This is a genomic window from Emticicia agri (assembly GCF_004168285.1).
Classification (GTDB): Bacteria; Bacteroidota; Bacteroidia; order Cytophagales; family Spirosomataceae; genus Emticicia; species Emticicia agri.
The window spans coordinates 68,411-92,983 of record NZ_SEWF01000012.1; the positions used below are offsets into that span (position 1 = coordinate 68,411).

The following is a 24,573-nucleotide window of genomic DNA, read 5'->3' on the forward strand; positions in this document are numbered from 1 at the left end:
TTGAGTGAATGAGTGAATTGGTGATTTAGTGGCCGCCGCTGCGGTGATTTAGTGATTATACTGGAGATACTATTTCCTAATAATTAAAACTTCTAAAGAGTACCTAAAGTAAATAAATAAATCACTCAATCACTAAATTTTCTTTATTGGATTTCGTTCAGAAAATATCTTCTTAATTCTCTTTCTAACTCAACAGCCGTTAAGATTTTAATGTTCCCATCTATCGCTAATGAAATCTTACCATTCTCTTCCGAAATACAGATAGCCACGGCATCCGTAGCTTCTGAAATCCCTAATGCTGCCCTGTGACGGAAACCATAATTAGAAGGCAAATCGTCGCCACTCGCAATGGGTAAGATACAATGAGCCGCCTTGATACGCCCTTTATTAATAATGACTGCACCATCGTTCAACAGACTATACTGGCTAAAAATAGTAATGAGCATTTTTTTAGATAAAATGGCGTCAACTACATCGCCTGACTCAACAAATTTGCTTAAATCGTCTTCTTTTTGCAGCACTATAATTCCTCCGGTAAACTCGCTCGACATAGTTTTGGAAGCCTCTGCTACTATTTTTAACGGAGAAGTATTCTCGGTTTCTAACTGATTGCCAAATAATCTGGCTACAAATTTATTATTGGTCAGAGAAGTAGATTTGCCTATCAACAATAGAAACCGCCGGATTTCCTGCTGAAAGAGTACAATCAAAGCAATGGCGCCAACCCCCATAAAATATTCGAGTATGCGGGTGAGTAATTCTAAACCAATGGCTTTTACAATTAAGTAAAAAAGATAAATGAGCAAATACCCCATAAATACCCTGCTCGCAACACTTCCTCTGACCAAATTATAAATATAATACAACAGAAAGGCCACTAATACAACGTCTAATATATCTGTCCACTTAATTTCAAGGAAGCTGATCTGCATGGTTGGGATTTTTAATGTGTGATTTGCGAAAGTACAAAAAAAACGAAAAAGCCACACTTTTCGGTATGGCTTTTCATCAGAAATCTTTATTTATTAACAATTTATACTAACTGATAAATGAATCGATTAACGAGGTCGGCCACCGCCACCACCGGCTGGTGCTTGCGGTTGCCCTTGTCCACCACCTTCACTTTCGCCAGCTTTCACATCATCGTTATTCACTTTCTTTTTGTTGCGGAAAAGGCTACCACCACCATTGAAATCCATTTTACCAAATGAATAATTGATAGAGAAGCGTAAACCTCTGTTATACATATGGCGTACCGAATTAGACGTAAACGTAGGGTCTTTGGCAAAACTCTTGATAGTCATGAATTTTGTAAACGGATTATCTAAACCGAAGTTAAAGCTACCTTTTTTGTTTTTGAAATCTTTCTTTATACCAATATTATAATTTCTCCACGCTCCTTGGTACCCTTGTAACTGTATCTGACGACTTCCGAAAAACCCGAACGCCTGCGCACCCCAACCCTTGGTAAAGGTATAAGAAGCATTGAAGTTAAAGTTGGAATTCCAGCCTTTGTTTTCGATTCCTACTACTGTGTTTTTATAAGTATTATCGTTTTGTAATACCGGAATCACAATTGAGCCGTTCAGCATATTATAAGTAAAGTTGGCACCACCGCCTAATCTGAAACTCTTGGTTGGTTGAATATTGACAAACAGGTTAGCCCCATAGAAATTGGTTTTACCGATATTATCAAAAGTTGTGGTAATTACCCCGGCTTCGTCAATAGACCTTACAGAAGTAATATTGTTGTTGGTTAATCTTCTGAAAACCGATACGTTGATTGAGTTGGCTTTGAAGTAAGTATTATAATTCAATTCAAAATTATGGCTCAATTCTGGTCTTAACAACGGATTACCATACGAAATATTCAAGGGGTCTGCGTAGTTTACAAACGGATTCAGGAAGTCAAGATTAGGACGTTGAATACGTTGCCCATAGCTGAATCTGACTTTGTGGTTCTTTGGAAAATCTTTCGATATAGCCACTGTAGGCACAATGTTTTCGTAAGGGTCAATGGTAGTTGGTTTGTCTGAACTCTGGAATTTGGCAGTAATTTGTGTATTTTCATAACGAACTCCTGCTTTTAAGCCCCATTTTTTAGGTAATGCTAAGGTAAATGAAGCATAAGCTGAAGCTACATTCTGCTCATAATTAAAGTTATTGGTTCTGCCCGGAACAATCACATAATCGTTTGCCTGTTCGTTGAACTGGAAGAAATCATAACCACTGGTTACATCACGTATCACATATTTTGCTCCTGTCTCAAAAATGTGTTTTTTCAATGGCAGGTTATAATCGGCCTGAAAAGTAGTTTCAGCGTTTTTGCCATCATTGTTACTTTTGTTGAAAGGCAGGTTATTCTGGTCGGTTGTGAAGTCGGTATTACGCAGATTTCTACCATGCTGAATCAAAAACTGAAAATCGTGCCCCTGCTCTTTGAAGGTTCTGGTATAGTTGAAGTCAAAATCAATGCTGCGGTTACTACGCAATTGTTTCACATACCGAGAAAACTCTGTCAGAACCACATTATCAGCCCCGGTTAATAGCGAAGTCTGTGTGCCTCTGGTATTAAAATTACCAACACCCAGACGACCCGTCAGACTCAATGAGTTTTTAGAATTAATGTCATAATCTACACTCAACTGAGTATTTCCGAATAAACGTCTTACCCTGCTGGCATCTGTTTGGGCAAGTGTGGTACTTACCCCTCTTACAGAGCTCACACGTGTAGTTGAGCCATCACTTGGCGTATTATAACCCGAGTTACCTCCAAAGTTTAAAGAAGTTCCAACTTTCTTCTTGCGCAGATTCAAGTTACCAAAAGCATTGGCACCACGCACCCCGGCTCCCGCATTCACAAAACCTGTCAGCCCTTGTAAAGTATTCTTTTTTGTAATGATATTAATGATACCTGCGGTTCCTTCTGCATCGTATTTAGCCGATGGCGAAGTAATTACCTCTACCGACTTAATCATATCAGAAGGAATCTGCTTGATGGCATCTGCAATGTTCGAAGCCAAAATGCTTGAAGGCTTATTGTTTATCAATACCTTAATATTACTGCTTCCGCGCATCTGCACATTGCCGTCCATATCAACTGTCAGCATGGGTACTTTTCTCAATACGTCTTCTGCGGTACCTCCCCTACTGGTAATGTCTTTTTCAGCATTATATACCAGGCGGTCAACTTTGTCTTCAATCAAAGCGGCCTGACCTACCACTGTTACTTCATTTAAAATTTTAGTATCAGTAGCAATCATCAGGTTACCGATATTCACATCAGATTTATTGTTGGCAATGTCCACTTTGTTGACCGTTGCATTTTTGTAACCAATAAAAGAAGCCACTACTTTATAGCTGCCTTTGGCAAGGTTTTTAATAGTGAATGCACCGTTCATATCGGTCATTGAGCCCTCTACGACTTTATTGTTTTTGTCATATACGGCAATAGAGGCAAATTCTACCGGTTTGTTGGTAGTTGAGTCGATTAGTTTGCCACTGATTTTGGCTGAACCTCTCGGAATTTCGTCTTGTGGGATTTGTTGTTCCTGTTGTTGATTCGGTCTCTGAAAACCACCATTTGAGCGTCCACCCCCACCGAAGCCACCACCGCCGCCGCCACCTGGGAATTGGGCAAAAGTTGTGGTAAGTAAGCCCAGTGAAAGGACTGTAAGTAAAATTCTTTTTTTCATTTTCGTAAATAAATGTTAATCTATATCTGTGGTTGTAATAGCTAAATAATCTTGATTTTGTACAAAATTACCATCTAATCCTGCATTAAATACATCAATTCCCATTAAAAGATTTATAAAAAATATCAGTACCGCAAAATAGTAGATGAAAGGTAGATATAAGTAGATGAGAGAAAAACAAAAAACGGCCGATGCTGATAAACATCACCTATATACGTAGTAGATTAACACTTATAAATAGTATTTTCGTCTGATAGGATTTAAGTAGAATTTCTTGTGCATGGTAAAACTCTCGGGGTGCATCTGGTCGAATAACACCTTCCACTCTTTAAACATTTCCGGTTCGGCTTTGGCAAATTTTTCCTTGCTTATTTTCTTGCTGATTAAGTACTCTTCAAATGTCATGGGTTCACGTTTTTGTACAAATTTATTAAAAATTTCTAAATAGCTATCAAAAGAAATTTATTGCCCTGCAATACCCTTCTTCTTCGGTTCTCTTTGCACCCTGTAAGGAAGGTGGAAAAAGAACAAAATCCCAAATTTGTTATTAGCCGTAAATAGTGTAAATTGACATATATTCCATCTATTTATCTGTTCAGATGAAAGAAATTGAAAAAAAGCATCCGCTCGCTATCCGGTGGTTTCATTGGATAAATTTTCCTATACTGCTTATTATGATATGGAGTGGTATGCTTATTTATTGGGCTAACAGCGTGTATAAAATTCAGTTGGGCGATTGGGTACTATTCAAGTTTTTTCCGCCGGGCTTTTATAAAGCACTTAAAGTACCTTATCGGTTGGCAGAGGGTATGGCTACGCATTTTGTCTTTATGTGGATATTCTTTCTGAATGGTTTTCTGTATGTCTTGTATACCCTCATTTCGGGCGAGTGGCGGTATTTAATACCCAACAAACACTCTTTTAAAGAAGCCTGGCAGGTACTTCTGCACGATTTATATATCAGCAAATACCATCCTCCTGTAAAAAAATATAATGGTGCCCAACAGATAGCCTATACTGCAATCATTATCATGGGGTTTGGCTCTATCATAACAGGTATAGCTATTTACAAACCCGTGCAGGCTTATTGGCTCACATGGCTGTTGGGTGGTTATGGGTTTGCCCGTTTTTTACATTTTATTTTAACTATCGGTTATGTTTTATTCTTCCTGGTTCATATCATACAGGTTATCAGGGCAGGCTGGAAAAACTTTCAGTCGATGATTACGGGTTTTGAGGTAAAGAAAACAGTAGAAACGCCAAAGCCCGAAAAAGAACCCACACCAGTTATTGAACCTTAAAAAAACTTTATCATGGAAAAGAAAACCGAACAATGGTCGGATAAAAAAATACAGCGAAGAACATTTTTTTCTTTTGCAGGCTTCCTGCTGGCCAGCGTCGGCGGATGGTTTTCATGGAAATGGTTCAGCGGGTTACCACCCACCAATAACCGATTACCTGAACTTACCAGAGATGTGTTGAGTTTTAATGAGCGCATAAAGGATAAATTTTTCAGTCATAAGCATTTAGCTAAAACCTATCCAAAAGCCAGAGCCGCCCGAAAACCCAGACTGAATGGATTTATTGGCATTAAAGATGATATCGACACAGAAAAATGGCGGTTAGAAGTAGTAAGCCCTACGGGTAAGCCTTCTATCTATTTTCAGTTAAAAGACATACAGGCATTACCCAAAGAAGAAATTATTTTTGATTTCAAATGTATTGAGGGCTGGGACCAGATTGTGCACTATAGCGGTATTAAGTTTTCAGACTTTCTGAACAAATACAAGTTAGGCAAAAAAGAAGGTACCAACGAATGGTATAAATATGTAGGACTGGAAACACCGGATGCCAAATACTATGTGGGTCTGGACATTGAAAGTGTTTTACACCCACAAACCTTGCTATGTTTTGAAGTAAATAACCAACCATTGCCTAAATTGCATGGTGCCCCCTTGAGGTTGATTATTCCGGTAAAATATGGCGTTAAAAATCTGAAACGCATTGGCAAAATGTATTTTTCAGACACTCCACCCCGTGACTACTGGCATGAGTACGGGTATGATTATGATGTTACGCTGTAGAGCATGTTTAAACATTATGATTCGACCTACAAAGCTTATCTTTTTAAGCTACACTGCGTTGCATTTTTTCGATGTAGCTCCTGGCTACATCTGCAAAATGCGCCTTGTTTAGCTTAAAAATCTGAACTTTTCGGTCAGAATAACAATATTTAAATATGCTCTTAGTCAATATTGCGCAACCAGCCTGTCAGGCTTCTACGTTCACGATTGGCAGGTAACACCTCATGTTCAATTTTGTCACTTTCAAAAACCACTAATCTGCCCCCTATGGGTAATACAATTTCTTCTTTATCAGGCAAATATAAGACTAACTCGCCTCCATTATCTGCCTGCCAGTTCTGGTTAAGGTAACAGATGAATGAGAGTTTCCGACCTGAGTCGTTTCTGAATTTATCTAAATGGCGTTTGTAAAAAGTACCCACCGGATAAGAGGCGTAATGAATTTCGTAAGAACGCAACCCAAGAAAACAGGTATAATTGACATAACTCATAAACGCTTCTAAACGCTCTAAAAATTTAATCTCAATAGCATTAGCTTGTTCTTTTTCTAACCACAGGATTTCATCTCCACGAATATTTTTTACTACTTCATGTTCCTTACTGATACCTGCCTGCCTGAATTCCTGTGCCTGATAGTGGGCTAAAAAACTTTCATTCAGTTCAGTAATTTCTTCTTCCGTCAAAAAGTTATCTAAAATGCCGTATCCGTGTTCAATTATTTGAGAAATTATAGATTCAAATGAAAATGCCAGTGTTTCTTCCATATTTTATGCGTATTTTTGCACCCGTTTTATGAATTTAGTGATTGAGAGAATGAGTGATTGAGTGATCAAAATCCCACTAAATTCTCTGAAATTTAACTATACTTTTGAATACAAATCATATTAAGTTGAACGCAAGGGTTCACAAAATTAGATAAAAATGTCATTTCTTCAAGAATTACACAAACGTCGTACTTTCGCTATCATTGCTCACCCCGATGCCGGAAAAACTACACTGACTGAAAAACTCCTGCTTTTCGGAGGTGCCATTCAGACTGCCGGAGCGGTGAAATCTAATAAAATCAAGAAATCTACTACTTCCGATTTCATGGAAATTGAGAAGCAAAGAGGTATTTCGGTAGCAACCTCGGTGATGACGTTTGAATACCGTAACCTGAAAATCAATATCCTTGATACGCCCGGCCACAAAGACTTTGCGGAAGATACTTACAGAACCCTGACGGCGGTTGACAGTGTAATTCTGGTAATTGACTGTGTGAAAGGCGTGGAGGAACAAACAGAGCGATTAATGGAGGTGTGCCGTATGCGCAATACTCCGGTCATTATCTTTGTGAATAAACTCGACCGTGAAGGCCAAAACCCGTTCGATTTGTTAGATGAATTAGAACAAAAACTCAATATCAAAGTTCGTCCGATAACCTGGCCTGTTAACGGTGGTTCTAATTTCAAGGGGGTGTATCACCTGCTTGAAAAGAAAATGAACCATTTTGCCGTCAATAAAACACGTCTGGAAGATGATATTGAAGTAATAGCCTTAGATTCAGCAGTATTAGATAAAAAGGTAGGCGAAAAAGATGCCAACCAACTGCGTGAAGATGTAGAACTGATTGAAGGCGTATATACTGATTTCAATCAGGCAGATTATTTAGCCGGAAATCTGGCACCTGTGTTTTTTGGCAGTGCAGTAAGTAATTTCGGGGTAATGGAATTGCTGAACACCTTTTGTGATGTGTCGCCCATTCCTGTACATCGCATGACCGACAAACGTATGGTTGAGCCGGAAGAAAAGAAATTCAGTGGATTTGTATTTAAAATCCATGCCAATATTGACCCCCGCCACCGTGATAGAATTGCCTTTTTAAGAATTTGTAGCGGGCAGTTTGAACGTGGAAAATTTTACAAACACGTGCGTTTAAGCAAAGAAATGCGCTTCTCAAGTCCCTTTGCCTTTCTCGCTGATAGAAAAGATGTGGTAGAAGATGCCTACCCGGGCGATGTGATTGGTTTGTATGATACAGGCACTTTTAAAATCGGCGATACTTTGACAGAAGGTGAAGAATTACAGTTTACGGGTATTCCGAGTTTCTCGCCTGAGATTTTCAAAGAGGTAATTAATAATGACCCGATGAAATCGAAGCAGTTGGAAAAAGGTGTACAACAATTAACTGATGAGGGTGTAGCGCAGTTGTTTACGATTCAGCCGGGTAACAGAAAGATTATCGGTACCGTAGGTGAGTTACAGTTTGAGGTAATTCAATACCGATTATTAAATGAGTATGGGGCAAGTTGTCGGTTTGATGCCCGCCCCTATTCAAAGGCCTGCTGGATTACGGCAGAAGACAAAATTAAACTGGCCGAGTTTATCCGCTTGAAAAGCAATTTTATTGCCTACGACAAAGACCAGAACCCAGTTTTTCTGGCAGAAACCGACTGGATTCTGCGAATGAATATTCAGAATAACCCTGATATTCAGTTTCATACTACCTCCGAGTTTAAGACCGTAATGGCTTATTAGACTGATTATATAAATGCCCCTTTTCGGAGGGGCATTATTTTTAATATTTCACTTTGATACCGTGGTATCTTTCCTGCTCCTGATAGTCTTTTCTTAATGGGTGCCCTTCCCAATCGGCAGGCAACAAAATTCTTCTTAAATCCGGATGTCCTACAAAATCAATTCCTACCAAATCGTAGGCTTCACGCTCATGCCAGTCGGCTGTGCGCCAGATAGGTGTTACAGAAGGCACTTTGGGTAAAGGTTCGCCTTCGGCATTTCGAGGCACTTCTACTTTCAACACAAAATTATGGCCGTATGGAATAGAGGTAAGGTGGTAAATCACTTCTATGGTACCTACCTCGGCACCGTTATCAATGCCCGTAATACAAGTTAGGTAATCGAAATACAATTTAGGTTGTACATGCAAAAACTGGCAGATTTCTAATATCTTATCAGCTGGTACGGTCAGGCTTGGCTGTGGAGACGTTTTATCTTCTTTCAGAACTACGTCATCGCCAAACATACTTATAATTAACAGTCTTATCAGGTCAAAATCCATAGTAATAATTGAGTGAATGAGCCTACGCGGCCCGGTGATTTAGTGATTTAGTGATTTTAAATATCAAGTACAAGTTTTTCAGAAACTTATTCTTACTAATCACTTTAATTTCTAAAAATCAATGATTTATTCAAAAAAACATTATCGATAGTAAAGGTAAAACATATTCTGTTATCTTTGAAAACAAATAAGTTTATTTAGGGTTTTAAACCTTTTGCCTACATTTCGTTCTAAGAACCACAACGTTGTAGAAATATTCACAGTTAATACAATCAATCTTATTAAAACAATGAAAAAAATCCTTTTAGTGTGTACGCTTGTAGGTGGGTTGATTTCCGGAGCTTTTGCCCAGAATGATAAAGCAACTCGTGGAGAGAGGACAGAAAGAACACCTGAACAACGCGCCGAATTAAGAACCAAACGCATGCAGGAATCGCTTGCTTTGAGTAATGACCAGTATCAGAAAATATTAGCCATCAACCTTGACCAGGAGAAAAAGAGAGAGGAAGCCAGAAAAGAGCAAAAAGAAAAAATGGCAGCTAACCGTGAGCAACTAAAAGCAAATCGTGCAGCCATAATTAAAAGCTACGAAAGTGTACTTACACCAGAGCAAATGAATAAGCTGCATGAGGACACCAAGAAAAGAAGAGAAGAAATGCGAGACAAGATGAGAGGTAGAAAGAAATAATTTGCATGTGTCTGTCTATAAAAACGAGAGCCATCCACAAAGTAGGAATGGCTCTCGTTTTTTTGTAGCATTTTAATACCTGATAGCCGACTCATACTTTTTACCTGCCGCATAAATCGTCAGGTCATAGCCCAATTTTTCGCCTTGCTGATTTCTGACTGGGTTAATAAAATAATTATACTTCCCTGCCTCTTGTCTGGCTATTTCGTATGCTTGCTCCTTGCTATTGCTGGCATTGTAATGGTTTACTAATGCCTCCTGATTTTTGTTGGTTTTTACTTCGCTTTTTTGTTCATTCAGGATTTTAAGTTCGTTTTTTAACTGTTGCTCTTTATCTATTAACACTCTGCTGTCTTCAAGATATTTTGCCCATATCTGTCTTAAATCGCTGTTATTTCCTTTGGTTATAAAATCATCAATGCTCGGGGCATCCTGCATATCTTGTATATATTCTTCTGTTCGGTTATCTGTTTTTTGTGTAGTGGTATTATCTGCATTTCCCGTTAGTGGAGCATTGTTACCACAGCCCTCAAGCAATGTCTGAAAAACTGCGCCATCGTTGGTACTAAAACCGGGTTGCAATAAAACATAATTGGCCGCATCATAAGTAATGTTTGCCGTACCATCAATGGTGTTGGCTTCTGCCCCAACAATAATTTTACTTGCCTGATATTTTTCAGTACCAGTCAAAGCACTATTGATGTAAAGACTATCAGCACAAGGGGTAAGGCTCCACAATTCAATGCCATGTATGCCATCGTTGGCTGTAAAATACAATACATCATTGAAGGCAAAGAATTTTGATGGGTATGAACTGGAAGTGCCCTTAAAAATATCTTTTACCATACTTGTTCCGGCAACCGTTCCATCGCTTTTCCATAATTCATAACCTTGTGGATCATTATAATCTACCCCTCTGAAATACAACTGATTGTTAAACTTAATCATGGCTTCGGGGTCTATAGCCCTATTAAACATAGAAACAGTATTACCGTCAGTCCAGTAAAGCCTGAAACCAAAGTTTCCGTATGCCTCAAAGTAAACTTTGTTATTGAGTATAGCAAACTCTCCCATTTCATAAGATGATGGATACGAACCTGAACTTCCACTGTTAATATCTGCCACCATGTAAGTACCTGCCTCTGTGCCATCGCTTCTCCACAGCTCGCTACCATACGAATTATTATAGGCTGAAAATATCAGTAAGTTATCATTCAGGTTGGTTAAATTATAAGGCGACGAACTATTAAACCCCGGATTAATATCTTTTACCAGATAAGTACCTCCCTCGGTACCATCAGTTACCCATAGTTCTGTCCCGAAATTCACATCGCTATATACTGTAAAAAATAACTTATTCCCTACTTTTTTGAAAATGCCAAAACTGGTTGGGCTACTACCATAGTTAATATCTCTTACCATCCAGGTGCCCCCGGCAGTACCATCTGTTCGCCATAATTCAGTACCATTACTATACGTACTGTATAAAAAATAGGTAATTCCGTTTATATCGGCCGCAAGATAACTACTGTAATAATTATAGTCGTTGAGCGAAGCAATCAGTTTTATATCATCACCATCGCTTTCGTACAACTGATTAGTGGTTACCCAACGGATTTTGTTATTTGACAAAATCATTGAATAGATGTAGCTACTGCTACCGGCAAAAATTTCCATATTCTGCCCATTTGTACGCCAGATTGAACCATTTGATAGAAAATAGGAATAATTTTTAAAGGTAACAAGGCTACTGATGCTGCTCGAATTTGAATAATAAGAAGACCCAATCGTAGGGTATTTGGTCATTTCTTTGATAATACCTGTATTGCTCGCACCATCGGTTTTCCAGAGTTCTAACCCATGCAGGTTGTCGTTATAGGTAAATAAAAGGTTATCACCTAAACCTATTTTTGTGCTGAAGTCGGCACTATTGCTATAAAAATTTGGCTCAATGTCTTTTATCAGACTGATGGTAGTGCCGTTGGTTCTGAATAACTCATAGCCCACCTCTTTGTTATAGGCAGCAAAGTATAAATAGGTATTTGAGAGATTTAACAAAGGGAACACACTTTCAACAGGCAAACCCGGGTTCATATCAGAAACCGATACTGTTCCGGCATTGGTACCGTCGGTTTTATAATAAACATATTTCCCTGCATTATCAGTAGCAGAAAAATACAGATTTGAACCGAAAGCCTGGAGATTATATAATTCAGAACTTACCGGCCCCGGTACAAACTCTTTCACCATTGATGTACCTGCGGTAGTACCATCGCTTTTCCATAACTCAAAACCGTCAGGGCCATTATTGGCAATAAAAAACAGTTTCCCGTTAGCATCTACAAATTTTCTGCGAGTACTATTACTACTGAACGTATAACTCTCGTCTAAACTGCTGGTAAGGTTAATGTCTTTTACCAGACTTGTACCTGCGATTGTACCGTTGGTTTTCCAAAGTTCTCTACCGTTTACTCCATCTGTTGCACTAAAAAAAATATTATTACCAGACTTAATAAAATCCTGCGGGGAAGAAGAGGCATAACCCGGATAAATGTCTTTCAGTAAGGTTGTACCTGCGTTGGTTCCGTTTGATACAAATAATTCATAGCCAGTGCCACCATTATCAGCCCTGAAAATGAGTTTCCCGTTTAATTCCATAATATTAGATATATAACTGGAATTTGGCCCGGAATAAATGTCTTTAAATACTGTAGTGCCATAATCTGTACCGTCGCTCACCCATAGTTCAGTACCATTAGTCCCATCATTGGCTGAAAAATAGAATTTATTGCCAAGAAGTGTAAAATAGCCTGGACTTGACGAATTGCTACCGGGATAAATATCCTTAATCATGTATGTTCCCCACGGATTTCCATCACTCACATAAAGTTCATAGCCATTATTCGGAGAATAAGAACTGAAATATAATTTAGAATTAAGGATTACTACATCTGCCGGATTATTAACAAACGAACTACTGGAACCTGGATTCAGGTCATTTAATAAAAATGTACCCTCTGGTGTACCATCAGTTACCCAGGGTTCGGTTCCGTTTACTCCATCATTCGCCCAGAAAATCGCTTTACTGCCTAATTTAATAAAAGAGCCCGGATAAGAGCTACTATTACTATTAGTATTAATCTCTTTCAGCAGTTTTGTACCGGCTACTGTTCCGTCGCTAATCCAGAGTTCACTCCCCTGATAGTTATTGTTCAAATAATAATAAGCACTGAATAAGATTTTATCACCAAAACTAAAAAGGGCTCCGTCCAGATAAGGACCTGAATTAGAACTTGAATTGGTTAATTGTACTGTTCCGGCATTGGTGCCATCCGTTACAAAAAGCTCAGAATTTGACTGAGCTCCCTTGGCTATAAAAAAATACTTACCATTGGCATTCACCATCGCTCTCGGATGAGAACTTGCATTGCTGGTAACAATGTCTTTGAGGAGTTTCTGAGCAGGAGAAACAAAAGAAATAACTGTAAACAGAATCACATAGAGTTGCTTCATATAATAGCAATTAAAGGTTTAGATATATAGAACCTGTTTAAACTTATTACTTTTGGCTGCAAATGAATCTTTTCCGATTAGAAGGGAAGAAAAAATTCGTCCGTAGTTCTACTACGAACTCAATTTTTCTTCCCCTCTAATCAAAAAATTTTTCATTTTCGCTATAAAATTAAAAGTTTAAACAGGTTCATAGTAACACAGCGCCGGATATACCTATATCCGGATTTCTTTTGTTTTCAGGCTTCAATAAATACTGGTGGTTTTGATACAGAGAAGTTTTAGCAACAGCAATATCTCATATCAAAAAAATTATAATTTGGCTATCATAACGTGAAGCATACGAGGACAAACTCAGTCACAGCGAATTTATTCCGGTTATCACGGGTTTGTTTTCTTGACTACAATATTACGTAAAATATTTGAATCACAACAAATATCTGAGATACTTTAGAGTCAATTCTTCTATATTTACCTATTTACATACCTATATTTGCTGCGATAAGAGGTAAAGCACTGCCATTCTTACGGCCACGCCATTTTCAACCTGGTCGAGAATAATTGAGTGGTGTGAGTCTGCGGCATCGCTCGACAATTCCACTCCCCTGTTGATAGGGCCAGGGTGCATCAATACAATTTCTTTATCCAATTCGTCAAGCATCTGTTTGTTGATACCAAAATACAGCGAGTACTCTCTCAATGAGGGGAAATACTTAATTTGCTGACGTTCTAACTGGATTCTTAATACGTTAGCTACATCGCACCATTGCAAGGTATCTTTTACACTATGCGAAATCTTTACGCCAATCTCACTTATGTATTTCGGCAGAAGGGTATTAGGGCCGCAAATGGTAATTTCGGCACCTAATTTCTGTAAACAGAATATATTTGAAAGGGCTACTCTTGAATGAAGAATATCGCCGATAATGGCAATTTTTTTACCTGCCAAATCGCCTAATTTTTCCTGCATCGAAAACGAATCTAACAAGGCTTGCGTTGGGTGTTCGTGCGTACCGTCTCCTGCATTGACAATATTGGCTTTGATTTTTTTAGACAGGTAATGAGGAGCACCTGGACTTGCGTGCCGCATCACAATCATATCTACTTTCATGGCCAGAATATTATTGACCGTATCAAGCAGGGTTTCTCCTTTCTTTACTGAACTACCAGAAGCAGAGAAATTAACAACATCGGCCGAAAGTCTCTTTTCTGCCAATTCAAATGACAAGCGGGTACGGGTAGAGTTTTCAAAAAAAACATTGGCAATCGTTACATCTCTCAATGAGGGGACTTTCTTAATCGGTCGGTTAATTACCTCTTTAAACTCCTTGGCTGTTTCTAAAATAAGTTGAATATCGTTTGTAGAAAGGTCTTTTATACCGAGTAGATGTTTGGTACTCAATGATTGCATCTTAATTTGAGAAGTATGTTTGGCAAAATTATAAAAAAAAGCCCCAATACACAAAAGGGGCTGGAAGAAACTGTTTAAATTAATCTTGTTTCGTTCAAAATGACTATTTTTCACAAATACTGCGTTACTACAATCCTCATTTAGCTCTGCTAAACTGCGGTTGTAGAGCCTTGTCTTTGTAAAAAATATTTCATTTTGAATCGTAAAATTTAATTTAAACAGTTTCTGAAAATCATTTGGGCTGTTGTTCTATTTGAACAACTTTTTTCAAATCCTCCCAGAAACTCGGATAAGATTTTACTACTACATGTGGCTCTTCAATGGTTACATCGGTCAGCATAGCTAATGGGGCAAACGCCATAGCCATCCGGTGGTCGTCGTAGGTAGCAATGCTGATGGGTGCACTCCCAAATTCAAAACCTGAACCTGCAACTTTATATTCGGTGTTGGTTACTACTTCGGTCAGGCTACCTCCAAACTTCCTCAGTTCATTCTGCAAAGCTAATATACGGTCTGTTTCTTTAATTTTAAGGCTTTCAATACCCGTAAAAGTAGCCTCTATTCCTTTAGCAACGCAGGTAACAGCTACTGTTTGAGCCAGGTCTGGGCAATTGGTAAAATCCCAGTTAAGTGATGCCTGCGCAGGAATTTTTGTTAATAATACCCCCTCTTTGGTAAAAGTACTTTTCACACCCAATTGCGTCATGATGTCAACAATGGCACTATCACCTTGCAGCGAGTTTTCTTTTAGGCCCAATAGCTCAACTTTGGTCGCTTCATCAGTAGCCAATGCTACTATACTATACCAGTAGCTCGCACCAGACCAGTCAGATTCTATCTGATAGGCTGTTGGCGCATAGCTTTGCGGAGCAACACTGATTACTTTTTTATCCCATTCGGCTTTTGCTTCTACGCCAAAGGCTTTCATCTGGGCAAGTGTCATTTTAATATAAGGTATTGAACCTAAATCTCCTGTCAGATGAATGGTTAATCCTTGTGGCAGTGTCGGGGCTATCATCACAAGGGCAGAAATATACTGGCTGCTTACATCGCCTCTGATGGTTACTTCATTGCTTTTCTGTTCACTAAGTCCATGAATCTGCAGGGGCGGATAACCCTCTTTTTGCAGATAATCAATTTCTGCTCCGATAGTTTTCAGTGCCTCTACGAGAATCCCGATTGGGCGCTCACACATACGGGCAGTGCCTGTCATGGTTTTGCTTTGTCCGGTTGCTGTAAAATAAGCCGTAAGAAAACGCATGGTTGTTCCGGCATCAATTACATCAGCTATCGGTTCGTTCGATTGCAACAGGCGAATCATGGTTTGTGTATCACGGGCAGAAGAAAGATTCTGTAAATCTCCTTTAAAACCTGATAAAGCGTTGATAATTAAAGCTCTGTTACTTTCTGATTTAGAGGAGGCTAACTGGATTTTAACGTCAAATACCTGAGAGTTTTTGTAGAGGGTAACTTTTTCCAAAATATATGCTGATTTGTCTTCTAATCTGATTTCACTGCAAAAGTAGGGTTTTCTATTAAATGTCAGAAGCATAATTGTGAAATTATCTCTTATGCTTTATTCTCGACTCATTTTATGGTAATCACACAATTTTCGGGGAAAATTTTCCTCAATTATTTGAAAATTTTTATTTATTGCTTTCAGATTATATATTGGAATAAATTTTTAAATACTACTGTTAGAATCACTTACACACAATTACAATAACTTTATGAAAAATCTCATATATGCCTGCTCAATCATCATCTCTGTGTTATTCAGTTCATGCGAGGTGATAGAAGACTTGAAACCCTCATCAGGAGACAAGACACAAACCGATAGTACTACTACCGGTACTACCAATCCGACAACCCCGACTACTCCCACGAATCCGACTACACCAACCGAGTCAGATTATATTGAAGCGACCGCACAGGATCTAAATCATCAGTCGTATGGACCTGATGAATTACAGAAGTTTGACATTCATATTCCAGCCAGACGGTCGCTAACCAAAACCAAAGTGGTAATTATTCTGCATGGTGGCTCGTGGAAAGAGTTAGACAAAGGGTTCATGAATAATTATGTAAGCCAGATTAAATCTAAAGGGGATAACTGGGTCATTGTGAATGCCAATTATCGTCTGACTTTCCAGAATGGTATCAGATACGACCAGCAGATACAGGACTTAGGTTCGCTTATCACCAAAGTTCTTTCAATGCGTCAGCAATATAACTTCTCAGATAAAATTTACTTTATAGGTGCCAGTGCAGGCGGACATTTAGCCCTTGCTTATTCTTATACCGTTGATAAATCTAAAAATGTAAAAGGAGTTTCGGTAATTGCCGCACCAACCGATTTAACTTCGGATAAAATACGTGTAGGTGAATTCGGGCAAGATATAGAAAACTTAATCGGTCAACCATATAGCAGCAATCCTGATGCCTTTAAAAGAGCCAGTCCACGCTATCAGGTTACAAGAGTAGCCCCTCCTACTATACTTTTCTATGGTGGTAAAGATGAGTTTATTCCATCAGACCAGGGCGAAGTACTCAGACAACAGTTACAAGCCAATGCGGTGATTAACTCTTACAATTTCTATCCGGAGCAGGGTCATGAATGGATGATATTAAGCGAAACCATTGACAAAACCCTTGTTTTCTTCGGAGACGATAATACAAGAAAATAACTATCGATATATATATATAAAAGCATAAAAGCCTCTCTGATTGATTTCGGGGAGGCTTTTGGGTATTTAGTGATGAAAAATTAGTATGGAGTGAAAGAAGGTTTTTCGTTAATCTGACAGTCTTCAACAATGGTATAAGAAGCTAGTACACCCTTGGTGTTGTAACGTTTCATTAAATACATATTACCATTCTTATCAAAATATTCTTCTGTATGATTTCCTTCTATAGGTAACCCTGGCTGAATACCCTCATAAAAATAATACGTTTTGTTGCGGGCTGCAAATATGAAAGTCATATAACTCACTACCCGGCCTTTAGTATCATATATTTTCTCACTCCTTACTACACCACCATCATAGGTAACCTCTTTTTCTATTCTACCTGAGGCATCACGAAAAATAACTCCCGAATATTTTTCGCTGAGCACTTTGGTATAAAAATCATTACCGGAGTATTTTTTTTCTATAAATGTATCATCCCGTTTATACACTACTGATGTCTCAACAAATAACTGACCTTCACTCGAAATAAATCGGTCATTAATCTTTCTTTTTAAACTATCATATTGAAATAAAAAGGTATAATTTGGTACACCTTTAGGCCCACCAATAGTCTTTGTCTTATTCAAATGCTTATCGTAGAAGAAAAGTTCTTCATCTTCTCTTATCCGAATTGTTCCATTGTCGTTTACTTGTTGGCTGTATTTTATTTTCATAGCCAAGCCATCTTTGTTCAGATAAGTAGTATTGAACACCGTAGAAATAAACGATTTATTTGGCTGTCTCTCAAATAAAGAAGTATATCTGAGGTTAGTGATTGTAGTATCTGTTTTAACAAGTGGAACAGCTGTATCTACAGCAAATTCAACCGGAATAATATTAGTCAAGAACTCCTTTTCATCTATATTCAAGTAGCTGATAATAAATAAAAAGTTCTCTTTGATAAAGAAAAAATAAGTCTCCTGCTGATTGAGTTGTTGATTAATTCCGTTGATAATCAGGAATTTCGTAGTTCTTATAATAGTATCTCTCCTGCTTGTTGCATTAAAAATGCTTTTATGAATAAAACGATAAGTAGTTGAGTCAGACCAGGGATTAATAAAAAAGGGAGCAATACCTCTTAAAACACCACGGTTAAAACTTCCGGCATTGGCATCATGCTTTACTTCTTCGCTAATAGGGCTTTTAGGGTTGGTGAAAATACCAATGTCAAAGGCACGCACCGTAATTGCTTTTTTATTTTTCTCGTCTATATTCCTGAATATTACCTCTGATTCCTTTACTTCTTTTGCAATAGTAAATTGCTTCATTTTCAATTCAAAAAGCTCACTTTTAAAAATCAGTGTATCTTCATTCGGCTTGGTAATATTAAATGTATACCGTTCAGGTATATAGGGCTGAGCTAAAGCTTCAGCTTGCTTTTTGGTTTGAGAACAGCCAGTAAGAGATATGGAAAAAACAAAAAATATGACGGTAATATACTTGGACATTGTAAAGTGCACACTAATAAATTGACGAGTGATTTGTTGATTGAAATTATTCTGGAATTAGCCATTCTTATGTACCTCTGTCATAATAAAATTTACTGTAAAAGAATTGATAATACCGTAAACAGGAAGCGTTCGTCCTCCGTTTGCGGCATAAATAATTCAATTATATATTAATCTTTTATTAACTAATTGGCTTTACAAAATTTCAAGAAATAAATTTTGGCTAAAGCCAAATATGGATGATTGACTGACTGTTAACCCCATTTGAAAATGGGCGGACGCCGCGCGGGGCTATTGATTCAATTGCCGCCAGCTTTAGCTGGTGGAATATTAAATTGTATAATCCTAATTGGCTTTAGCCAAAATGTATTTGCAAATTTTAAAGGACGCTTATTGTTGAATCTTAATCAAAGCAATTATCATCCGATAGAATAAGCAGTAAACTTCTATTCACTCATTCACAATTACTACACCAGATAGCTACTGATACTCATAATATCGGCGAAAACGCCTGAGGCAGTTACTTCTGCTCCGGCACCCGGGCCTTTAATCACTAATGGATTATGCTTGTAGCGCTCGGTAGTAAACGAAACAATGTTTTCTGAACCTGCCAGATTGAAGAACGGATGTTTACGACCCACAGTTTTCAGTTCTATGGTTACTTTATCGTCATCTAAAGTGGCAATATATCTCAATACTTCATCTTTAGCCTCTGCATCTGCCAGTAGTCTTTCAAACCTCTCATTGTCTTTTTCCAGTTCCACAAAAAACTCATCTACTGTTTTTGCTTGCAAACAAGCATCGTTCAATAGATTGATAATTTTTACATCATCCGGTTCCAGTTTCAAGCCACATTCTCTCGACAGAATCAAGATTTTACGGGCTACATCTTGTCCGCTTAAATCGTCTCTTGGGTCTGGTTCAGTATATCCTTTGGCTTTTGCCTCTCTCACCACATCCACAAATCTATCTCCGGCTTTAAAATTATTGAAGATGTAAGCCAGTGTACCCGATAAAACGGCTTCAATGCTATGTATTTTGTCGCCACTGGTTATCAGCCCTTGCAGAGTATTAATAATCGGCAAACCTGCCCCTACGTTGGTTTCATACAAAAATTTTACCCCATGCTTTTGTGCCGCTTTCTGCAACATAAAATACTGGTCAAACTTACCCGAATTGGCTACCTTATTAGGTGTAACAATAGATACACTCGCACTCAGTAACGAATAGTAGTACTGCACTATATTCTTATCAGCAGTACAATCAACAAACACGCTGTAAGGCATATTTAAGTCCTGCACATCAGATACAAACGAACCGATATTGGCTATCTCGCCGTTTTCTAACAATTCTTCTTTCCAGTTTTCAAGGCTGATACCGCCTTCCTCTAACAACATTTTTCGGGTATTGGTAATACCAACCAGCCTGATATTCAGATTTTTGCGTGATTTGAGGTAATCTCTCTGCTCACGAATCTGACGCAGCAATGTACTGCCGATCAAACCTGTTGCGCCTACTAAAAAAAGATTAAGCGTAAGACCATCTACCTGAAAGAAAGTCTCATGAATAGCATTCAAGGCTTTACCAATGTCTTTTTTGTAGATAACTACCGAAATATTCAGTTCGGAAGAACCCTGCGCAGTAGCCACTACATTGATACCGTTTTTACCTAAGACTGAAAACAATTTGCCTGATATACCCGAGCTTGATTTCATGCCCTCTCCTACTACCGCCAATACCGACAGATTTTGCTCTATGGAAATATTATCTAATAAACCCTGAGAAATTTCGGTAGCAAAGCCTTCTTCTAAAATCTCTTTTACGCCATAAGCCGATTTAGGGTCAACCGCAAAACAGATTGAATGTTCAGAAGATGCCTGAGAGATAAGTATCACACTGATTTTATTCTTCGCCAGTATAGAGAACAATTTGGCTGAAATCCCTGCCACACCAATCATTCCTCCTCCTTGAAGGTTCACCAACGCAATGTCGTCAATAGACGAAATACCCGTAATTGAATACTCTTTGGTTTCGGCAGTTTTACTGATAAAAGTACCCGGATGCTTATGGTTAAAGGTATTTAAAACCCTGATTGGGATACTTTTATAAAAAGCAGGTGTAAGACTTGGCGGGTAAATGACTTTTGCCCCGAAGTGCGACAACTCCATCGCTTCAGCATATGTAATGGTCGGAATCGTAAAGGCGTTTTTTACCTTGCGGGGGTCGGCGGTCATCATCCCATTTACATCTGTCCATATTTCAATGACAGCGGCATTCAACGCTGCGCCAAAGATAGAGCCTGAATAATCAGAACCTCCACGCCCGAGGGTAGTAGTAACCCCATCAATGGTAGAGCCGATAAAACCTGTAATACACTGTAATTTATTGGTCTGCGCAAAATGCTTGCGAATCAGTTCATTGGTCAGTTCAAAATTTACATCGGCATAACCAAATACATCGTTAGTTTTAACCACCTTACGGGCATCCAGAAATTCAGCATCAATACCTCTGTTTTTCAAGGTTTCGGTTATTACAATGGTTGATAATCTTTCGCCGAAACTCACAATCAAATCAAGGGTACGCAGCGACAATTCTTTAATCAGATAAACCCCTCTTAACAGGTCTTCTAATTCATTGAATAAACCTTTTACTTTGGCAATAGCCCCACTCTGGTTTTTTATATCTATCAGGCCCCTTATGGCATTGAAATGACGTTCTTCTACAGTTTTTAACTGTTCCAGGTACTCAGAGTCAGACTGCGAGGCCATTTTACCAATTTCAATCAGGCGGTTGGTTACACCTCCCATTGCCGAATACACTACTGCAATTTTACGACCTTCGTCAAGGTTTTCTTTGATAATCTGAATGACCTGATTTATACTTTCTACTGTACCAACTGAAGTACCTCCAAATTTTAAAACTTTCATTATTCTTAAATTATTGAGCGATTGAACGTTCGCCGAAGTGACGAATTAGTTGTTAGAAAATAGAATCACTCTTTGTATAGAATTGTAGAATATATTATCCCTACGGGATACCAGACTTTAAAATTGCTAAATTTCTACTGATATATCGTCCCTACGGGACTTCAAGTCGATGATAAAAGTATCCCGTAGGGATAATATATCGGTAGAAAAAGCAATTAAAATCAGTGTAAAGTCCCGTAGGGACGATATATTAAGAAAATCTATTTCACCAAAGAATAATTAACTACTATTTCTTTATTTCTTAAAAAAATACCCCACTTCTGTTAAGAATGGGGTTGTATATCAATGAAGTGTCTGCAAATATAATGATTTATATACGAATCCAACAGATATTGCGATAAAATTGTGTTTTTCAAAGATTGAGGTTTCTAACATTTCATCATTTAGAAGATTATCTAAATATTTAATCAAGAAAATTTGGCTATCCGATTTTTTTTTTCATTACTTCGTACTTACAACAATTGTTCAATAAACTTATTTACTTTTTCAGGTAATGAATAATTTATTTAAAGCTTTAAACGACTCTACTCGTCGCGAAATATTAGAGATGCTGAAAGATGGCGATATGACTGCAGGCGACATTGCCGACCGCTTTGACATGACCAAACCAAGTATTTCGCACCATCTTGATTTATTGAAACAGGCCGACCTGGTAGCTTCTGTAAAAAAAGGACAGTTTATCTATTATTCATTGAATATGACTGTGATGGATGAAATTCTGGCGTGGTTTATCCAGTTTAAACCAACTCCTGCCGAAAAACCAAGAATACGTCTTCAAGTAAATCCTCGTACGATTGATTGAAAAACCAAAATTTAAGTGTTGTCTGTCATGAAACGCAAATTATTATTCGAAATGCTAATTATTGGCGTTGCATTAGCTCCTTTTATTTATTTGTTTGTCAGTTGGAATCCTGAAACATTATCCGGCCAAACGAGAGTGATTCTTTTGTATTGCTTTGCGGCACTGCTTTTCTACTTTTTGCCTTTAATTATGCAATATTTAGACAGCAAGAAACCTAATGCCGAATTTCTGGTACGGAGCGACAAACGCATCAGGCTTATCTGGTCTTCTTATTTATCAGCACTGGGTTTTATTCTCTTTTATTATATCCTGCATTTTTCCGAAGGTGAGAGTATTCCGCCACGCTATTTAGGGGTAGCTTTATCTTTATTCTTGTTTGCCAGTGGTAATTTTCAGTCTAATCTGCACCCAAGCAGTGCATTTGCCGGAAATGGGTGGTTTTCGAGAGGTTTTGAGGAGAAAAATTACAAACGGTTACAGCGTTTCACGGCTCGTTTGTTCTTTTGGGTAGGCATTGCAGGTACTGTATTTTTCTTGTCATTCACCGAAAGCCGACTTGTGTCGTGGGGGCTTGTCTTTATCGGGGCTGTTATTTTCTACGGCATTGTGATACGCCTTATCAGGAATATTGTGGCAAGTAGGTAGCTTCAAACAACTTCACGGTTTCTACGGCTTCTTTTACATCGTGCACTCTTAATATACTGGCTCCTTGCATCAGTGCCATCATATTCAGGGCTGTAGTGCCGTTTAAAGCTTCATTGGCCGAAATACCGAGCGTTTTATAAATCATTGATTTTCTTGAAATACCCACCAGTAAAGGCAGGTCTAATACCTGAAAGGCTGTCAGCTTACGCATCATTTCAAAGCCTTGTTTCGGGCCTTTGGCAAAACCAAAACCGGGGTCTATGATAATATCTTTTACGCCTGCCTGCCTAAGTTCAAAAACTTTCTTTTGCAATTCACTGATAATGTCAATCATCAGGTCGTTATACTGATTCAGGTTGGTCATGGTTTCCGGGTTTCCTCGGCTGTGCATCAATATATAAGGTACATCTAAATCCGCAACAGTCTGAAACATATCAGCATCAAGATTTCCTCCGGCAATGTCGTTAATGATAGTTGCGCCTGCCTTCACCGCTTCTTTACCCACCTTACTGCGGAAAGTATCGATAGAAATAACCGCATCAGAGAAATGCTTCCTGATTGTTTCAATAACCGGCAAAACCCTGTCAATCTCTTCTTCAATACTGATTTCTTTAGCCTGTGGACGGGTTGAATACCCCCCTACATCTATCATTTTGGCACCATCTTTCAGCATTTCTCCTGCTATGTCTGCAATGGTTTGTGTATCGGCTTTGTAGCGGCTTGCTGCATAAAAAGAATCCGGTGTGATATTCAGTATTCCCATCACAACAGGTCTCGATAAATCCATGAGTTTTCCGCCTGGTAGCTTCAATTGACAGGCTTTTATTGGGGTAATCTGAAATGTCATTTGCTTATAGTGCCGAAGTTTTATAGTTTTGCAATAATAGAATATAATATTCAGAATTCCTTAAAATTATCCTTTTTTGGATTGCGTGCATGAACCAAACTGAAATAGAATACCGAAAGATTATACAGATTTGCCAGGACCTTTTTGAGAAGAAAAACAAAGACTACGGAACATCCTGGCGGATACTCCGGCTGCCCAGCATCACCGACCAGATTTTTATCAAAGCCCAGCGTATCAGAACCATTCAGGATAACGGATTCAGTAAAGTAGAAGAAGGAGAAGTGCCTGAATTTATAGGCATTATTAATTATTGTGTCATGGCTTTGATACAGCAAAAACTCATTGACGATACCAAAATTGAGATTCCGTTTAATGAGTTGCACGAGTTGTATAATCAGGAAATTGCAGAAGTAATGGCATTGCTCTTCAACAAAAACCATGATTACGGTGAAGCGTGGCGGGATATGCGTGTGAGTTCCATGACTGATATTATTCTGATGAAACTGTTCAGAATTAAACAGATAGAAGATAATCAGGGTAAAACCATTGTTTCAGAAGGAATCAAATCCGGTTATCAGGATATTATCAATTATGCTGTTTTTTGCTTAATCAAGCTCGGACAGGCACAAGCACAACAGTAATACCCGTTGCTTTAACAAGTAATTAACA

The 24,573-nt window shown here is 38.4% G+C and carries 19 protein-coding genes; 8 read left to right on the forward strand and 11 right to left on the reverse strand.

What is annotated here, in order from left to right; genetic code table 11:
* Nucleotides 1–143: 143 nt before the first annotated feature.
* The 3 genes from cdaA to EWM59_RS27610 all read right to left on the reverse strand — a co-directional run bounded on the left by cdaA (nt 144) and on the right by EWM59_RS27610 (nt 4,100).
* A complete protein-coding gene (cdaA, locus tag EWM59_RS10260) occupies nt 144–932 on the reverse strand; it encodes a diadenylate cyclase CdaA (protein ID WP_130020877.1) in 789 nt (262 codons plus the stop codon).
* Between the two features lie 126 nt (nt 933–1,058).
* Nucleotides 1,059–3,695, reverse strand: coding sequence for a TonB-dependent receptor (locus tag EWM59_RS10265; protein WP_130020878.1), 2,637 nt, complete (start codon nt 3,693–3,695; stop codon nt 1,059–1,061).
* Between the two features lie 231 nt (nt 3,696–3,926).
* On the reverse strand, nt 3,927–4,100 hold the full coding sequence (locus tag EWM59_RS27610; protein WP_165372153.1) for a hypothetical protein: 174 nt from the start codon (nt 4,098–4,100) through the stop codon (nt 3,927–3,929).
* Between the two features lie 194 nt (nt 4,101–4,294).
* On the opposite strand from EWM59_RS27610, the gene EWM59_RS10270 reads away from it, so the two are divergent.
* Both EWM59_RS10270 and EWM59_RS10275 read left to right on the forward strand, forming a co-directional pair.
* On the forward strand, nt 4,295–4,996 hold the full coding sequence (locus EWM59_RS10270; protein ID WP_130020879.1) for a cytochrome b/b6 domain-containing protein: 702 nt from the start codon (nt 4,295–4,297) through the stop codon (nt 4,994–4,996).
* 12 nt (nt 4,997–5,008) lie between these two features.
* Complete coding sequence (locus tag EWM59_RS10275; protein WP_130020880.1) at nt 5,009–5,779, forward strand: molybdopterin-dependent oxidoreductase; 771 nt, start codon at nt 5,009–5,011, stop codon at nt 5,777–5,779.
* Nucleotides 5,780–5,940: 161 nt separating this feature from the next.
* Here the strand turns inward: EWM59_RS10275 and EWM59_RS10280 are convergent, their stop codons facing one another.
* A complete protein-coding gene (locus EWM59_RS10280; protein ID WP_130020881.1) occupies nt 5,941–6,543 on the reverse strand; it encodes a 2OG-Fe(II) oxygenase in 603 nt (200 codons plus the stop codon).
* A gap of 157 nt (nt 6,544–6,700) precedes the next feature.
* Here EWM59_RS10280 and EWM59_RS10285 point away from each other — a divergent pair, with 157 nt between their 5' ends.
* Nucleotides 6,701–8,296, forward strand: a complete 1,596-nt coding sequence (locus EWM59_RS10285) for a peptide chain release factor 3 (RefSeq protein ID WP_130020882.1) — start codon at nt 6,701–6,703, stop codon at nt 8,294–8,296.
* Between the two features lie 40 nt (nt 8,297–8,336).
* Here EWM59_RS10285 and EWM59_RS10290 read toward each other — a convergent pair whose 3' ends face one another.
* Nucleotides 8,337–8,837: an NADH-quinone oxidoreductase subunit C gene (locus EWM59_RS10290; RefSeq protein ID WP_130020883.1), complete on the reverse strand. Its 501-nt coding sequence runs from the start codon at nt 8,835–8,837 to the stop codon at nt 8,337–8,339.
* Between the two features lie 289 nt (nt 8,838–9,126).
* Between EWM59_RS10290 and EWM59_RS10295 the strand changes: the two genes are divergently transcribed.
* The gene (locus EWM59_RS10295; protein WP_130020884.1) at nt 9,127–9,525 is read left to right on the forward strand and encodes a DUF4890 domain-containing protein; all 399 of its coding nucleotides are present in this window, start codon (nt 9,127–9,129) and stop codon (nt 9,523–9,525) included.
* A gap of 72 nt (nt 9,526–9,597) precedes the next feature.
* Here EWM59_RS10295 and EWM59_RS10300 read toward each other — a convergent pair whose 3' ends face one another.
* The 3 genes from EWM59_RS10300 to EWM59_RS10310 form a co-directional block, all read right to left on the reverse strand.
* Nucleotides 9,598–13,038, reverse strand: a complete 3,441-nt coding sequence (locus tag EWM59_RS10300; protein WP_130020885.1) for an ELWxxDGT repeat protein — start codon at nt 13,036–13,038, stop codon at nt 9,598–9,600.
* Between the two features lie 484 nt (nt 13,039–13,522).
* Nucleotides 13,523–14,446 carry an aspartate carbamoyltransferase catalytic subunit gene (locus EWM59_RS10305; protein ID WP_130020886.1) on the reverse strand — a complete coding sequence of 308 codons (924 nt, stop codon included), beginning with the start codon at nt 14,444–14,446 and terminating at the stop codon, nt 13,523–13,525.
* 232 nt (nt 14,447–14,678) lie between these two features.
* Nucleotides 14,679–15,926: a 3-phosphoshikimate 1-carboxyvinyltransferase gene (locus EWM59_RS10310; RefSeq protein WP_229239331.1), complete on the reverse strand. Its 1,248-nt coding sequence runs from the start codon at nt 15,924–15,926 to the stop codon at nt 14,679–14,681.
* Nucleotides 15,927–16,176: 250 nt separating this feature from the next.
* Between EWM59_RS10310 and EWM59_RS10315 the strand changes: the two genes are divergently transcribed.
* The gene (locus EWM59_RS10315) at nt 16,177–17,133 is read left to right on the forward strand and encodes an alpha/beta hydrolase (protein WP_130020888.1); all 957 of its coding nucleotides are present in this window, start codon (nt 16,177–16,179) and stop codon (nt 17,131–17,133) included.
* 80 nt (nt 17,134–17,213) lie between these two features.
* Here EWM59_RS10315 and EWM59_RS10320 read toward each other — a convergent pair whose 3' ends face one another.
* Nucleotides 17,214–18,443 (reverse strand): hypothetical protein, encoded by a 1,230-nt coding sequence (locus EWM59_RS10320; RefSeq protein ID WP_130020889.1) that lies wholly within the window; start codon nt 18,441–18,443, stop codon nt 17,214–17,216.
* A gap of 647 nt (nt 18,444–19,090) precedes the next feature.
* Nucleotides 19,091–21,550, reverse strand: a complete 2,460-nt coding sequence (gene thrA / locus EWM59_RS10325; protein ID WP_130020890.1) for a bifunctional aspartate kinase/homoserine dehydrogenase I — start codon at nt 21,548–21,550, stop codon at nt 19,091–19,093.
* Between the two features lie 553 nt (nt 21,551–22,103).
* On the opposite strand from thrA, the gene EWM59_RS10330 reads away from it, so the two are divergent.
* Nucleotides 22,104–22,412, forward strand: a complete 309-nt coding sequence (locus EWM59_RS10330; RefSeq protein ID WP_130020891.1) for an autorepressor SdpR family transcription factor — start codon at nt 22,104–22,106, stop codon at nt 22,410–22,412.
* A 27-nt stretch (nt 22,413–22,439) separates the two neighbouring features.
* Entirely contained in the window at nt 22,440–23,057 is a 618-nt protein-coding gene (locus tag EWM59_RS10335; RefSeq protein ID WP_130020892.1) for a hypothetical protein, read from the forward strand.
* Here the strand turns inward: EWM59_RS10335 and folP are convergent.
* Complete coding sequence (folP, locus tag EWM59_RS10340) at nt 23,032–23,904, reverse strand: dihydropteroate synthase (RefSeq protein WP_130020893.1); 873 nt, start codon at nt 23,902–23,904, stop codon at nt 23,032–23,034. The genes EWM59_RS10335 and folP overlap by 26 nt on opposite strands.
* An 89-nt stretch (nt 23,905–23,993) precedes the next feature.
* Here folP and EWM59_RS10345 point away from each other — a divergent pair, with 89 nt between their 5' ends.
* Complete coding sequence (locus EWM59_RS10345) at nt 23,994–24,545, forward strand: DUF1599 domain-containing protein (protein ID WP_130020894.1); 552 nt, start codon at nt 23,994–23,996, stop codon at nt 24,543–24,545.
* Nucleotides 24,546–24,573 lie beyond the last annotated feature (28 nt).